The sequence below is a fragment of the Microcoleus sp. S28C3 genome, from assembly GCF_036700785.1.
GTDB lineage: Bacteria > Cyanobacteriota > Cyanobacteriia > Cyanobacteriales > Microcoleaceae > Microcoleus > Microcoleus asticus.
On the sequence record NZ_JAUBPO010000043.1, the window covers coordinates 31,202 to 48,771 of the forward strand.

General features: G+C 42.5%; 3 protein-coding genes. All 3 read left to right on the top strand.

Annotated features, from left to right (window positions below; translation table 11 throughout):
• The first annotated feature begins 54 nt into the window (after nt 1-54).
• The 3 genes from QUA13_RS14780 to QUA13_RS14790 all read left to right on the top strand — a co-directional run bounded on the left by QUA13_RS14780 (nt 55) and on the right by QUA13_RS14790 (nt 17,447).
• A complete protein-coding gene (locus QUA13_RS14780; RefSeq protein ID WP_333199603.1) occupies nt 55-5,910 on the top strand; it encodes an AAA family ATPase in 5,856 nt (1,951 codons plus the stop codon).
• Nucleotides 5,911-5,987: 77 nt separating this feature from the next.
• Nucleotides 5,988-11,507 carry a protein kinase domain-containing protein gene (locus QUA13_RS14785; protein ID WP_333199605.1) on the top strand — a complete coding sequence of 1,840 codons (5,520 nt, stop codon included), beginning with the start codon at nt 5,988-5,990 and terminating at the stop codon, nt 11,505-11,507.
• 75 nt (nt 11,508-11,582) lie between these two features.
• Complete coding sequence (locus QUA13_RS14790) at nt 11,583-17,447, top strand: AAA family ATPase (protein ID WP_333199607.1); 5,865 nt, start codon at nt 11,583-11,585, stop codon at nt 17,445-17,447.
• Nucleotides 17,448-17,570: the final 123 nt, after the last annotated feature.

The following is a 17,570-nucleotide window of genomic DNA, read 5'->3' on the forward strand; positions in this document are numbered from 1 at the left end:
AGTCAGGCTCATTTAAGCAACCACTCACTCATCAATCATCAAATAACAATCACCATGAATAACTCCGAGAAAAATAGCGACATTCAGACAACAGTTCAAATTCTCGACTATCAAATTATCGAAAGAGTTTATTCAGGAAGTCGCACCTTAGTTTATCGGGCAGTCCGTACATCAGACCAATTACCTGTCGTCATCAAACTGCTGAAAAATGACTATCCCACCTTCAGCGAACTGGTGCAGTTTCGCAATCAGTACACCATTGCTAAAAATCTTAACTCACCCTTAATTATCCAAACTTATAGCCTGTCACCCTATCACAATGGTTATGCGTTAGTAATGGAAGACTTTGGGGGAATTTCTCTTCAGGAATGGGGAGTGAAAAGGAAAAATCTACCCTCTTTGAGAGAGTTTTTAGAAATGGCGATCGCACTGTGCAATATCTTAGATATACTGTATCGCGAGCGCATCATTCACAAAGACATCAAACCCAGTAATATCTTAATTAATCCCGAAACTAAACAAGTCAAATTAATTGACTTTAGTATCGCCTCCTTGCTACCGCGAGAAACGCAAACTTTGATAAATCCCAATATCTTAGAAGGGACACTCGCTTATATTTCCCCAGAACAAACAGGCCGAATGAATCGGGGAATTGACTACAGAACTGATTTTTATTCTTTAGGTGTGACTTTCTACGAATTACTCACCGGAAAATTACCTTTTGAATCCAACGATCCAATGGAATTAGTACATTGTCATATTGCCAAAGCCTCGCCCTTAGTGCATGAAATTAATTCAGAAATTCCCTCTTTACTATCAGAATTTGTCACAAAATTGATGGCAAAAAATGCCGAAATTCGCTATCAAAGTGCATTAGGACTGAAGTTTGATTTAGAAAAATGTTTAACTCAACTCCAAGAAACTGGTAACATTGAAAACTTTGAAATTGCACAGAGGGATCTGTGCGATCGCTTCATCATCCCCGATAAACTCTACGGACGAGAAACCGAAGCAGCCACTTTACTGCAAGCCTTTGAAAGAGTCAGTAGTGGCGCAACAGAACAGATGCTCGTTGCAGGCTTTTCAGGGATTGGAAAAACCGCCGTCGTCAACGAAGTTCATAAACCCATTGTGCGGCAACGCGGCTACTTCATCAAAGGTAAATACGACCAGTTCAACCGCAACATCCCCTTCAGTGCCTTTGTCCAGGCTTTTCGCGACTTGATGTCACAACTATTGAGTGAAAGCGATACTCAGCTAGCACAATGGAAAGAGAAAATCTTATCTGCTTTAGGTGAAAATGGGCAAGTTTTAATAGATGTCATTCCCGAACTCGAACAGATTCTCGGCAAACAGCCAGCAGCCCCAGAACTCTCTGGTAGTGCAGCTTTAAACCGCTTCAACTTGTTATTTGGCAAGTTCATAGCCCTGTTCGCTACAGCCGAGCATCCTTTGGTAATGTTCCTCGATGACTTGCAGTGGGCAGATTCAGCTTCACTGAGCTTGATGCAGGTGTTGATGAGTCAAAGCGAGATGGGCTATCTGCTAACGATTGGGGCATACCGAGATAACGAAGTCTTTCCGGCACATTCGCTGATGCTGACATTAGAGGAGATGAAGAAAGACTCAGCAACCGTCAGCACTCTAACCCTGGCTCCTTTAAGTCAATCTCACGTCAATCATTTGGTTGCCGACACCCTCAGTTGTTCCACAATCACAGCACAACCTTTGAGTGAGTTAGTGTATCAAAAAACCCAAGGCAACCCGTTCTTTGCTACTCAATTTCTCAAAGCTTTGCATCAGGATGGCTACATTGCATATAACTTCACTGTAGGACACTGGCAGTGCGATATTGCAGCAGTGAAATTGCTCTCGCTTACTGATGATGTAGTCGAGTTCATGGCAATGCAATTGCAAAAGTTGCCCGATGCCACCCAAAATGTCCTCAAACTTGCTGCCTGTATTGGCGCTCAATTTGATTTAGAGACATTGGCTATAGTTTCAGAATTTTCTTCAATTGATGCAGCAACAGCATTGTGGAGAGCCTTGCAGGAAGGCTTGATTTTGCCCACGAGTCAGATTTACAAGTTTTTTCAGGGTACACAACAGTTTGACTCAGAGGATACCGTTAATCCAGCCTACCGTTTCCTGCACGATCGCGTCCAACAAGCCGCCTATTCTCTGATTCCTGACGACAACAAACAAGCAACCCACCTGCAAATTGGACAGCTACTTCAGCAAAAGCTCTCGGTTTCAGAGCAAGCAGAAAAGCTGTTTGATATTGTCGGACACCTGAACCGGGGACGGGCATTACTCACACAACCGAGCGAGCAAGAAGCGCTAGCACAACTGAATTTGCAAGCTGGAGTGAAGGCGAGAAATTCTACAGCTTACGCCGCAGCAAGGGTTTATTTACAAACGGGGATTAAGTTACTGCTGGCAAACTGCTGGCAACATCAGTATGAATTGACTCTGAATCTGTATGTTACGGCTGCGGAAGTTGCCTATTTGAATGGTGACTTTGATGGCATGGAACAGCAAGCCGCAGTGGTATTGCAGCAAGCACAGAGCATTTTCGACAAAGTTAAAATTTACGAAATCCAAATTGCGGCACAAATGGCTCAGAGTCAGGCGTTAGCTGCGATCGCTATCGCTAGAGACGTGCTGGGACAATTGGGAGTTGAACTCCCCACCGAACCTGATGAAGCCCTGATTGGCTCAGCTATACAAGCCGTTGCCAGCCAGCTTCAGGGCAGACGGATTGAAGAACTGCTTGATTTACCACTGATGAGCGATCGCAGTGCGATCGCCGCCATGCAACTATTAGGAGCATTGTTTGCACCCGTATTGGTGGGAATGCCAGGTTTACTGCCTCTCTTGGGCGCGATGATGGTGAAGTTGTCGCTCCAGTTTGGCAATGCCCCCGCCTCGACGGCAGGATATGGGCTTCATGGCATGGTGCTGTGTGCCTTTTTGGGCGAAGTCGAAACAGGCTACGAGTTTGGTAGATTAGCACTCTCGTTGGTGGAGAGGTTGAATGCTCAGTCCATGAAGTCCCTCACTCTCAACTTATTTGGGGCTTTTATCCAACATCACCAGCAAGCGGTATTGGCAACGCTACCGACGCTGAAAGATGGCTACACCACTGGCATAGAAACAGGCGATTTTCTCTACGCTGGCTACAACGTAACAGGTTACGCCTATAATGCGCTGTTTGCAGGTGTAGAGGTGGACGCATTGTCATCCGAATTGGCTGCTTACAATGCTGTCCTAGCTCAGATCAAACAAGATTCGGCGCATATTTATTCGGACATGGTGCGACAAACGGTGGAGCATTTGAGAGAAACTGTGAGCCAACCAGATTGCTTAACTGGCACTATCTATGATGAGACGCTGATGCTGCCGAAGCACCAGCAAGATAACGATCTTACCTCGATCGCCATTGTCTACATCTACAAACTGCTGCTTGCCTACTACTTTGGCAATTATCAGGCTGCCCTGGACTACATCACCCCAGTCAAGTCCCATTTGATGGGAGTATCGGGAATGGTTTTTATTCCCAATTTCCATTTTTATGCCGCGCTAACACACCTGGCAGTCTTCCCCACCCAGCCAGAAGTTGAGCAAGCCGAGCTGCTTGCTGTGGTTGCCAGCCATCAAACGGCTCTGCATCAATGGGCGCACAATGCCCCAATGAACTACTTGCACAAATGGTATCTGGTAGAAGCAGAGAGATGTCGAGTGTTGGGTGAAAAAGTTGCTGCTACCGAGCATTACGATCGGGCGATCGCCCTGGCTATTGAACACCAGTTCATCCACGAAGCAGCTTTAGCCAATGAACTGGCTGCCAAGTTCTACCTCGATTGGGGCAAAGAACGCATTGCCCAGGAATACATGACAAACGCCTATTACGGCTATGCTCGCTGGGGAGCAAAGGCCAAAGTTGCTGACTTAGAAAAACGCTATCCCCAACTGCTGGCTGCCATATTACAACAAACTCGCTCTGCCTTCTCGGTCAACGAAACTGTCTTTGCTGTAGGAACCGTCACATCCAACAGTTCTGCCACTTCTAGCAGTAGTGTCTCAGATACCCTAGATTTAGCTGCAATTCTCAAAGCTTCTCAAACTATCTCAGGCGAAATCGAACTCGAAAAACTGCTTTCATCGTTGCTTTCTATCGTTATCGAAAATGCTGGAGCCGATAAATGTGTGTTAATGCTCTTGCGAGACGATCGCCTGCTGATTAAAGGGTCAATTACTGTGGGAACGGAGCCAGTCGTATTGCAACGCCTTCCCATTGAGGACAGTCAGGATATTCCCTTAAAGCTAATTTACAAAGTCAAGCATAACAGGCAGACTGTTGTGCTGCTTGATGCGACGGCAGATCCTACTTTAGCTAATGACCCGTATATCATGCGTCAGCAGCCTCATAGTATCTTGTGTAGCCCGATTTTGCATCAAGGTAATTTGCTGGGCATTTTATATCTGGAGAATAATTTAGCGAGGGGGGCATTTACAAGCGATCGCGTCGAACTCCTGAATTTACTATGCGCTCAAGCAGCAATTTCTATCGAAAATGCCCGACTTTATCAGCAGTCACAAACCTATTCCCAACAGCTAGAGCACTCGCTCGAAAACTTGAGTGTTAGTAACTCTCGCTTCCATAACCTGGTAGACAATGTGCCTGGGGTAGTTTATCAATATCGCATGAGTGCCGATGGGTTTATATCGTTGAGCTACATTAGTGCCGACTGTTACAGCTTACTAGAAATTACCCCAGAGCAAGCCATGTCCAATTGGCAGTTTTTCGACAATATGGTGCATCCAGATGATGCCGTGAGTTATCAACAGTCTCAAACTCAAGCCTTTCAAGCCATATCTCCATGGCAATGGTCAGGACGAATTATTACACCCTCTGGAATTATCAAGTGGATTCATGGGGAATATCGAATCCAAAGACTTGCCGATGGGTCTATGGTTTGGGATGGATTATTTTTGGATATTAGCGAGCGCAAACGTGCAGAAGCCGCCATCGTCCAAAAATCTCAGGAATTAGAACAAGCTTTACAAAACTTGCAACAAACCCAATTGCAAATGATTCAAAGCGAAAAGATGTCGGCATTGGGTAATTTAGTAGCAGGCGTTGCCCATGAAATTAATAACCCTGTCGGCTTTATTTACGGCAATTTGAATGAAGCTAAATCTACAGTTAAAGACTTAGTGGAGCATCTCAATCTCTATCGATCTCGCGCCCTAGAAACAGAGATTGCCGACCATGCCGAAGATATCGATTTAGACTATATCATCGAAGATTTACCCAACATCATTGACTCGATGCAATTGGGCTGCGATCGCATCAAAGATATCAGCACTTCACTCCGCACCTTTTCTCGCGCTGACAAAGACTACAAAGTTCCTTTTAATATCCACTCTGGACTCGACAGCACGATCTTAATTCTCAAATATCGATTGAAAGCCAACGAGCGGCGACCCGCCATTGAAGTAGTGAAAGACTACGGCAATATTCCCGATATCGAATGCTTCCCCGGACAGCTTAACCAGGTGTTTATGAACATTCTCGCCAATGCGATCGATGCACTGGAAGAATCAAATACAAATCGCAGCTTTGCAGAAATCAAGGCTAATCCCAACCGCATTACCATTCAAACCTCCTTAGTAGATAACGGCGTGGAAATTAGTATTACTGATAATGGTCGGGGGATGACAGAATCTGTCAAACAAAAAATATTTGATCATTTATTTACGACAAAAGCAGTCGGGAAAGGGACGGGTTTGGGATTGGCGATCGCTCGTCAAATCGTCGTCGAAAAACATAGCGGTTCCCTTCAGGTTAAATCTATAATGGGAACAGAAACTGAATTGATCGTCACCTTACCCACTCACACCTAACAAAAAAGTTAAGACTTTCTCTTCTTCAGACTTATTTAAGCAACCACTAGCTCATCAATTATCAAACAGCAACAGCCATGAATAACTTTGACAAAAATAGCGACACTCATACAAATGTTAAAATTCCCAACTATCAAATTATCTCTACAGTTTATTCAGGAAGTCGCACCTTAGTTTATCGTGCCGTCCGTACATCAGACCAATTACCTGTGGTCATCAAACTGCTGAAAAACGACTATCCCACCTTTAGCGAACTCGTGCAGTTTCGCAATCAATACACCATTGCCAAAAACCTTAATTCACCTTCGATAGTCCAAACCTATAGCCTGGAACCCTATGAAAATGGCTGTGCGTTAGTGATGGAAGACTTTGGGGGAATTTCTCTTCAGGAATGGGCAGTCAAAAGGAAAAACGCACTATCTTTGAGAGAATTTTTAGAAGTCGCGAGATCCCTCTGCAATACCTTAGATATATTGTATCGGCATCGCATCATTCACAAAGACATTAAACCCAGCAATATCTTAATTAATCCCGCCACCAAACAAGTCAAATTAATCGACTTTAGTATTGCCTCTTTACTACCGCGAGAAACGCAAACACTAATCAATCCCAAGGTGTTAGAAGGAACACTAGCTTACATTTCCCCAGAACAAACTGGCCGAATGAATCGGGGGATTGACTATCGGACTGATTTTTATTCTCTAGGTGTTACCTTCTACGAATTACTGACAGGAGAGTTACCTTTTCAATCAAACGATCCGATGGAGTTGGTGCATTGTCATATTGCCAAAGCAGCGCCCTTAGTACATGAAATTAACCCACAAATCCCGCCTCTACTATCAAAAATAGTTAGTAAATTGATGGCAAAAGATCTCGAAGACCGCTATCAGAGTGCATTAGGAGTGAAGTTTGATTTAGAGAAATGTTTTACTGAAATTCAAGAAATTGGTCAAATTGAATCCTTGGAAATTGCTCAAAAAGATGTAAGCGATCGCTTCATCATCCCCGATAAACTTTATGGAAGAGAAACCGAGGTATCAACTCTACTACAAGCATTCGAGCGAATCGCTAACCCCTCTGAATCCCCCCTTGCTAAGGGGGGAAATAGAGGGGTAGAAATGATGCTAGTAGCTGGGTTTTCTGGAATTGGAAAAACCGCAGTCATCAAGGAAGTTCATAAACCGATTGTGCGGCAACGCGGTTATTTTATTAAAGGTAAATTCGATCAATTTCAACGCAAAATTCCCTTGAGTGCATTTGTGCAAGCCTTCCGAGATTTAATTGGGCAATTGTTAACCGAAAGTGATGCACAGATTCTGCACTGGAAAAACCAAATATTATCAGCAGTTGGAGAAAATGGGCAGATATTTATTGAAGTCATCCCCGAACTAGAAATAATTATAGGTCAACAACTACCTGTGATAGAATTATCAGGAACTGCAGCACAAAATAGATTTAATTTATTGTTTCAAAAATTCACCCAAATTTTTACCACCTTAGAACATCCATTAGTGATATTTTTAGATGATTTACAGTGGGCAGATTCGGCATCGCTGAAATTAATGCAGCTTTTAATGGCTGATACAGGTCATCTTTTATTAATAGGTGCATACCGCGATAACGAAGTCAATCCAGCACATCCATTAATGTTGACATTGAGTGAGATTCAAAAAAGCCAAGCAACGATTAATACGATTAATTTAGCACCACTAAGCCCAAGAAAAGTAAATCAGTTAGTAGCTGATACCCTGAAATCGACCGAAAGTTTGACATGGCCTCTTTCTCAACTGATATTTCAGAAAACCAAAGGAAATCCATTTTTTGCTACGCAATTTCTCAAAGCCTTACATCAAGAGCGACTAATTCAATTTAACTATCCCTCTCTATCCCCCACCTCCCTTACCAAGGGAGAACAGAGGGGGGTACAAGGGGGCTGGGAATGTGACATTGTACAAGTAAATCAGCTTGCGGTTACAGATGATGTTGTTGTCTTTATGGCATTGCAATTAGGAAAGCTACCGCCTTCAACTCAACAGATGTTGCAGTTAGCTGCTTGTATTGGCAATCAATTTGATTTAGCAACATTGGCAATTGTTTCGCAACAATCCCAAATTGAGACGGCTGCTGCTTTGTGGAAAGCATTACAAGAAGGGTTGATTTTACCAGTTGGTGATGTTTATAAGTTTTATGTAGGGCCAGAAAATCAAGCAGTTCCTCAACAAAATTCTCAGAAAGTTATATACAATTTTTTACATGACCGAGTACAGCAAGCTGCTTATTCGCTGATTCCCGACGAGCAAAAACAACTGACGCACTTAAAAATTGGGCAATTGCTTTTAAGTGTAATGAGCAAGACAGAAAAAGAGGAAAAAATCTTTGAGATTGTCAATCAATTAAACAAAGGAGCAGATTTAATTGTCTCAGAAACAGAACGCGAGGAATTAGCAAAGCTAAATTTAGCTGCTGCACAAAAAGCGAAATCTGCAACCGCTTACATCGCAGCAATTGAATACACCACTAAAGGCATACAACTTCTCACAGGAAGTTGTTGGCAACAATACTATGATATAACCTTGGCTCTACATGATTTAGCCGCAGAAGTAGCTTGTCTAAGCGGTGAGTTTAGACAAATGGAACAGATAGTCGAGCGGGTAGTACAAAATGCTCGTCAATTACTAGACAAAGTTAAGGTCTATGAAGTGACAATTTTAGCTGAGGTAGCCCAGAGCCAACAGCCCAAAGCTATTAAAACCGCTCTTTCTGCTTTAAAATTATTTGGAATATCGTTTCCAGAGCAGCCCACTGACGCAGAGATCAATCAAAGTTTGCAACAGGCTCAAGATGTATTAAAAGGAAAAGATTTACAAGATTTGTTGGCACTACCTGAGATGATTGACCTTCAATCTCTGGCAGTGATGCGAATTTTAGGAACCGTGACAGCAGCAGTCTATCAAGCGATTCCAAAACTACTGCCGTTAATCGTCTGCAAGCAAGTTAGCTTATCAGTTGAATATGGTAATGCTGCTGTATCAGCGCAGGCTTATGCTTGGTATGGAGTAATTTTGTGCGATCTTGGGGAAATAGATTTAGGTAATCGCGTTGGTCAACTGGCAATGGAACTACTATCACGCTTTGAGAGTAGAGAATTTAAAGCCAGCACTATTAACATGGTTTATCCGTTTGTAAAGCCTTGGAAATATCATATTCAAGATTCACTTGCTCCTTTACTGGACGGATACCACAGCGGTCTGGAGATGGGTACTTTAGAATATGCTGCTTACTGTGCCTACAATTACTGCTCGCTGTCCTTTTTTCTAGGAAAAAATTTGTCAATCCTAGAACCAGAGATGAAGGTTTACAATCAGGCATTAGCTCAACTCAAACAGGAAGTCGCTCATAACTATCTTAGAGTCTTTTATCAATCCGTCTTAAATTTGCTCGGTCAGAGCAAGTGTCCTTGGGAAATTCAAGGTGTAATCTATGACGAACACATCATGTTGCCCTTGCATCAGAAGGCTAACGATCTTTACGCAATGGGAACACTATATATCAATAAATTAATTCTTTGTTACTTGTTTAATGAGTGGGAGCAAGCAATTAAAGTGGCAGTTGATGCCAAACAATATTTGAGCGGAATATCCGGCTGTTTTAAGGTTCCGGTGTTTCACTTTTACGATTCATTGACCCATCTTGCTATATTACCCAACGCTCAAAGTAGACAATACGATGCCTTCGGCGGCTTTCGCCAATCCCTTCCCCAGGAAGTTATTAGCAACCAGAAAAAACTCAAAAAATGGGCACACCATGCACCCACAAACCATTTACACAAATTTTATTTGGTGGAAGCAGAACAGTATCGGGTGTTGGGGCAGATGTATGAAGCAATGGATTACTACGATCGCGCTATAGCCTCTGCAAAAGAAAACGCATTTATCCAAGAAGAAGCACTAGCGAATGAACTTGCCGCCAAATTTTACCTCAATGGGGGGAAAGAAAAACTCGCCCAAGCATATATGCAAGAAGCATATTACTGCTACGCGCGTTGGGGTGCGAAAGCCAAAGTTGCTGACCTTGAAAAACGCTATCCCCAACTGCTTGCTCCCATCCTCCAGCAAACCCGTTCTCCCCTGTCAGCGAACGAAACTATCTTCACATTGGGGAGTGTTACTTCTACCAATTACCCGACTTCCCACAGTAGCAGTGCCTCTGAAACTCTAGATTTAGCTGCCATTCTTAAAGCTTCTCAAACTATCTCCGGCGAAATTGAATTTGAAAAACTGCTTTCATCGTTGCTTTCTATTGTCATCGAAAATGCGGGGGCTGATAAATGTTGGTTCATGCTCTTGCAAGACGATCGTCTACTAATCGAAGGGTCAATTACTGAGGGGTCAAAGCCAGTCGTATTCCAGCACCTTCTGGTTGATGATAGCCACGACATTCCTCTGAGGCTGATTTACAAAGTCAAGCACAACAAGCAGACTGTTGTGCTGTTTGATGCCACGATCGATCCGACTTTGGCCCATGACCCTTATATTATTCGTCAGCAGCCTCAGAGTATCTTGTGCAGCCCGATTTTGCATCAAGGGAAATTGCTGGGCATTTTATATCTAGAAAATAATTTAGCGCCGGGGGCATTTACAAGCGATCGCGTCGAACTCCTGAACCTACTTTGCGCTCAAGCTGCTATCTCCCTAGAAAATGCCCGACTTTATCAGCAGTCACAAACCTCTGCTCAACAGCTAGAGCAAGCCTTGCATGATTTGCAGCAAACTCAATTGCAAATGGTTCAAAGCGAAAAAATGTCGGCTTTGGGTAACTTAGTTGCTGGCGTTGCTCATGAAATTAATAACCCTGTCGGCTTCCTAACTGGCAATTTGAATGAAGCTAAATCCACAGTTAAAGACTTAGTGGAGCATCTCAATCTCTATCGATCTCGCGCCCTAGAAACAGAGATTGCCGACCATGCCGAAGATATCGATTTAGACTATATCATCGAAGATTTACCGAACATCATTGACTCGATGCAATTGGGATGCGATCGCATCAAAGATATCAGCACTTCACTCCGCACCTTTTCTCGCGCTGACAAAGACTACAAAGTTCCTTTTAATATCCACTCTGGCCTCGACAGCACGATCTTAATTCTCAAATATCGATTGAAAGCCAACGATCGGCGACCCGCCATTGAAGTAGTGAAAGACTACGGCAATATTCCCGAGATCGAATGCTTTCCCGGACAGCTTAACCAGGTGTTTATGAACATTATGGCCAATGCGATCGATGCACTGGAAGAATCAAATATTGGGCGGACTTTTGCCCAAATCAAGACTAACCCTAATCGGATTAAAATTATAACCTCCGCGGACAATCAAGAGGTAAAAATCACCATTGCTGATAATGGTCAAGGGATGAGTGAATCAGTCAAACAAAAGATTTTTGACCATTTATTTACAACGAAAGCTGTAGGGAAAGGCACGGGGTTAGGATTGGCGATCGCTCAACAAATCGTTACAGAAAAACATGGCGGTTCCATCCACGTTAACTCGATACTAGAAGAAGAAACTGAATTTATCATCACTTTACCTCTCAAGGCATAATAAATTCGTTAATTTTCCCTAGCATCCAGACTCATTTAACCCATGACTCACATCAATTATTAAATAAAAACGGTCATGAATAACTGTAACCAAAACACCAACTATCCCACAACCGTTCAAATTCCTAACTATCAAATTCTTGAAACCGTTTATTCAGGAAGTCGGACTTTAGTATATCGAGCTATCCGTACATCAGACCAATTACCTGCGATCGTTAAACTCCTAAAAAACAACTATCCCACCTTTAGCGAACTGGTACAGTTTCGCAATCAATACACGATTGCTAAAAATCTTAATTCACCTCTGATTATTCAAACTTATAGCCTAGAAGTATACCAAAAGGGCTATGTGTTAGTCATGGAAGATTTTGGTGGGATTTCTCTTCAAGAATGGGCATTGAAAGCAAAAAAACGACTCTCTTTGAGGGAGTTTTTACAGATCGCGATCGCCCTCTGCAATACCTTAGATATACTGTATCGCGAACGCATCATTCATAAAGACATCAAACCCAGTAATATTCTCATCAATCCGGAAACGAAAGAAATCAAATTAATTGACTTTAGTATCTCATCATTGCTACCTAGAGAAACACAAACACTACTCAATCCCAATGGGTTAGAAGGGACACTGGCTTATATTTCTCCAGAACAAACAGGTCGAATGAATCGGGGAATTGACTATCGGACTGACTTTTATTCTTTAGGAATCACTTTCTACGAATTACTCACCGGAGAATTACCTTTTGACTCCAATGACCCAATGGAAATCGTCCATTGTCATATTGCCAAAGCATCGCCATTAGTTCATGAAATTAATTCAAAAATTCCTCCTGTCCTCTCAGAAATTGTTAATAAATTGATTGCCAAAAATGCTGAAAATAGATATCAAAGTGCGTTAGGAATAAAATTTGATTTAGAAAATTGTTTAACTCAACTTCAAGAAAGTGGTCAGATTAAATACTTTGAAATTGGGCGACGGGATCTGTGCGATCGCTTTCTTATCCCCGACAAACTTTATGGACGAGAAGCGGAAATAGAAACCCTACTCCAAGCATTTGGACGAGTCGCCAATGGCTCATCTGAGCTAATGCTAGTAACTGGCTTTTCGGGGATTGGCAAAACAGCAATTGTCAATGAAGTGTATAAGCCCATCGTGCGATCGAAAGGCTACTTCATCAAAGGCAAATACGATCAGTTTCAACGCAATATCCCGTTTTCGGGATTAGTACAAGCATTCCGCGATCTGATGGGGCAACTGCTGAGTGAAAGCGATGCTGAGTTAGAACAGTGGAAAGCCAAAATTCTGTCTGCTTTGGGGGAAAACGGGCAAGTTTTGATCGATGTAATTCCCGAACTAGAAGAAATTATTGGTCAACAACCAGCGGCGATCGAACTTGCTGCTAGTGCGGCACAGAATCGCTTCAATCTACTGTTTGTGAAATTCATTGAAGTGTTTGCCACGCCAGAGCATCCACTGGTGATGTTTTTGGACGATTTACAGTGGGCAGATTCAGCATCCCTCAGTTTGATGAAGTTGTTGATGAGTCAAGCAGAGGGGGGCTATCTATTCATTATTGGTGCTTACCGCGATAACGAAGTTTTTCCAGCCCATCCGCTGATGCTGGCGTTGGAGGAAATCGAAAAAACAAAGGCAATTGTCAACACGCTCGCGCTGACTCCGTTAAGTCAATCTGACGTGAATCTTATGATTGCAGACACTTTTAGTTGTGCGATCGAACTGGCACTGCCTTTAACAGAGCTAGTCTATCAAAAAGCCAAGGGCAATCCGTTTTTTACGACGCAATTTTTGAAGGCGTTATATGAGGATGGGCTGATTACATTTGACTGGGAGATAAGTTCCTGGCAGTGTGATGTAGCGCAAGTGCGATCGCTTGCACTCACCGATGATGTAGTGGAATTCATGGCAGTACAGCTACAAAAGTTACCGACCGCAACGCAAAACATTTTAAAGCTAGCCGCTTGCATTGGCAACCAGTTTGATTTAGCAACACTAGCAATTGTTTCCGAACAATCGGAAATAGAAACCGCGACAGTGTTGTGGAAAGCCTTGCAAGAAGGACTAATTTTACCCCAGAGCGAAATCTACAAGTTTTATCAAAACTTGGAACTCGACACTCAACATTCAACCCCCAACACCCAACAATGTTTCTATAAGTTTTTACACGATCGGATTCAGCAAGCAGCATACTGTTTGATTCCCGAACAGCAAAAGCAGATGACTCACTTAAAAGTTGGTCGTCTCTTATTAGAAAATACCGCCTCTGAAAATCTCGAAGAGAAGATTTTTACCATCCTCAATCAGATTAATTATGGGGTGAATTTACTCCAAGAAGAATCAGAACGGGAATTGATTGCCCGACTCAACTTAAAGGCAGGTGAAAAAGCCAAGGCTGCTACTGCTTACGAAGCAGCACTCAAGTATTTAAATACAGGTAAGACGCTGTTATCGAGTGAGAGTTGGGAGACTAACTACGCACTGACACATCATCTCTATACAAGTATTTCGGAAGCTGAATATCTCAATTGCAACTACAAGCAAGCTGAAGAATTGATTGATATTACCCTCAAAAAATCAGCTTCAATCTTAGACCGCGTACCCGTGTATCGCGTTCAATTACAGTTGTATAACGTGCAATCTCAGTTTAATCAAGCGATCGAAGTTGGGCTGTCTTGTCTGCAAGAACTTAACGTAAGTTTAGAAGTAAATCCACCTCAAAAGCAGCAACTTGAAGTTGAAAAACTAAGCAATCTTCCTCTGATGGCCGATCCACAGAAGGAAGCAGCAATGGAGGTCTTAATTGCCTTAACTGCTCCAGCTTACGCGCAACGACCTGAATTACTGATGGAAATTATTAACACCTTGGTTTATCTCTCCATTCAATATGGTAATTCAAAGTATTCACCCTATGGTTATTGTCTTTATGGGATGATCCTTTGTGCGAGCATGGAGGATATCGATCGGGGCTATCAATTGGGTCAAATGTCGTTAGATATATTAGAAAAACTGGGTGCTAAAGCATACACTGCTAAGGTTTGCAACATCTTTGGAAACTGCATCCGACACTGGAAAAAACCTGCGCGAGAAAATATAGATTTAGCAATTGGCGTGCAGGGATTTTCTAGTGGCTTAGAAACTGGAGATATAGAGAATGGGGGATATTCAATTATTCATCATTGCGTGAGTCTGTTGTTTCTGGGCGTGCATTTGCCAGAACTAGAGAAGAAAGTTGACGATTATTTACAAATCCTCACCCAACTCAAGCATCAATATGCGACAACGATTCTTCAGATCGGTCGCCTGACTATTTTGAACTTGCAGGAAAATGACTTTAGTAAGTTTGAATTGCCTGAATATTTTCAAGAGTCTGAACAATTAGAGTCTGACCTGATTGGCAATAAAAGTTTTACTCCTCTTTTTATTTTGTATGTCCTTAGAGGTTTGTTTTCGTACTCGATCGGTAAATATCAAGCAGCAATTAATTACCTGAAACTAGCAGGATCTTATCTTGGCAATGCACCGGGATTACTTGCTGTCAGCGAACATAACTTCTACTATTCACTTTCTTTGCTAGCTCAATATCGGGAATTGGAGGAAAATCAACAGATTGAATGCTTGAAAATAGTGGATGCTAACCAGCAAAAAATGAAGATTTGGGTTAATCATGCCCCTGAAAATTTTCTACATAAATATGAGCTAGTAGAAGCAAAAAAAGCCAGCAAGTTCAGTCAAACTTGGCAAGTGGCTGAGTCTTACGATCGCGCTATTGCTGGAGCCAAAACCAACGGCTATATCCAAGTAGAAGCACTCGGCAATGAGCTAGCAGCAAAATTCTACCTCGACTGGAACAAAGAAAAAGTTGCCGCAGCTTATATGCAGGAAGCCTACTATTGCTACGCTCGTTGGGGAGCGACCGCCAAAATTGTTGACTTAGAAAAACGCTATCCCCAACTGCTCGCTCCCATATTACAGCAAACCCGTTCTACCTTCTCCACGAATGAAACTATTTTTAGATTATGGAGTGTCTCATCCACCAGTTCCGCTACTTCCAGCAGTAGCAATATCTCTGTGGCTTTAGATTTAGCTGCCATTATGAAAGCTTCTCAAACTCTTTCTGGCGAAATCGAATTGGAAAAACTGCTTTCATCGTTGCTGCATATCGTTATTGAAAATGCGGGAGCCGATAAGTGTGTATTAATGCTGAAGGAGTCAAATAATTTACTGATTCGAGCATTAGCAAGGCTAAGCTTAGATAACAATCAGAATGCTAAAGTTGATTTTTCTTCAATGCTGACTAATCCACAGCCGGTTGAAGAGTCACAGAATGTACCAATTGGCTTAATTAATACTGTCAAACGCAGCTTAAAACCTGCGGTGATTTTTAATGCCACCGTGTATCCGCAATTAATTAATGACTCTTACATTCAGCAACACAAACCTAAGAGTATCTTGTGCAGCCCGATTTTGCATCAAGGCAAGTTAATCGGCATTTTATATCTAGAAAATAACTTAGTCACTGGAGCTTTTACTAGCGATCGCGTCGAACTGCTCAATCTGTTATGCGCTCAAGCGGCAATTTCCCTGGAAAATGCCCGACTTTACGAGCAGTCACAAACCTATGCCCAACAGCTAGAGCAGTCATTCGCTAAATTGAGTGAGAGTAACTCTCGCTTTGAGAAACTTGTAGATAATGTTCCTGGTGTTGTTTATCAAGCCTGCTGGACTCCCTATCGAAGCAGATATCTGACCTACATCAGTGCTGAGTGTTACGACTTGTTGGAAACCACGCCAGAACAGGCGATCGCCAATGTGCTCTTTTTCACGGAGATGGTACATCCAAATGATGCTGCCAGTTACGAGCAGTCGCTTCTGGACTCAATACAAACATTGACTCCTTTGGAGTGGTCAGGACGAATTATTACACCATCAGGGATTGTCAAGTGGATTCACGCTGAAGCTCGAGTTGAACAACACGCGGATGGAAGTGTGGTTTGGGATGGATTATTGTTGGATATTAGCGATCGCAAACGTGCCGAAGCCGGCATTATCCAAAAATCTCAAGAATTAGAACAAGCCCTACATGACTTGCAGCAAACCCAATTGCAAATGATTCAAAGCGAAAAGATGTCAGCATTGGGAAACTTAGTTGCTGGCGTTGCCCATGAAATTAATAACCCCATAGGCTTTATTTCCGGCAATTTATATGAAGCCAAATCCACCGTTCAAGACTTAACTGAACATCTAGATTTGTATCGCAGCCAAGCATCTGCTGCCAACATTGGCGATCATGCGGTCGAGATTGATTTAGACTATATCATCGAAGACTTGCCCAAAATGATGGATTCCATGCAATTGGGCTGCGATCGCATCAAAGGTATCAGCACTTCACTGCGCACGTTTTCTAGAGCTGACAAAGACTACAAAGTTGCTTTTAACATCCACGAGGGCATCGATAGCACGATTTTAATTCTTAAATATCGATTGAAAGCTTCGGATGAGCGGCCTGCCATTGAAGTAGTGACAGACTACGGCAATATTCCGGCGATTGAATGTTTCCCCGGACAGCTTAACCAGGTATTTATTAACATTCTCGCCAATGCGATCGATGCGTTGGATGAATCAAATACTGGTCGAAGTTTTGCCCAAATCAAGGCTAATCCCAACCGCATTACCATTCAAACCTCCTTAGTTGATAACCGCGTGAAAATTATTATTGCTGATAATGGTTGGGGGATGAATGAATCAGTCAAACAAAAAATATTCGATCACTTATTTACTACGAAAGCAGTGGGGAAAGGCACTGGTTTGGGATTGGCGATCGCTCGTCAAATTGTGGTTGAGAAACACGGCGGTACAATCGAGGTAAATTCTGTATTGGGAGAAGGAACGGAGTTTACAATTTTGTTGCCAGTGAAAGGATAAGACTATCTTGATAGATAAATTTTTTAAAATAAAAAATAAGAGCGGTAGAGTCTGTCTCTTGGGGATCTCGTAGTTCTATTTTCCTCAGACCAAACAAATAAAATGTATAATTAGCTACAATAG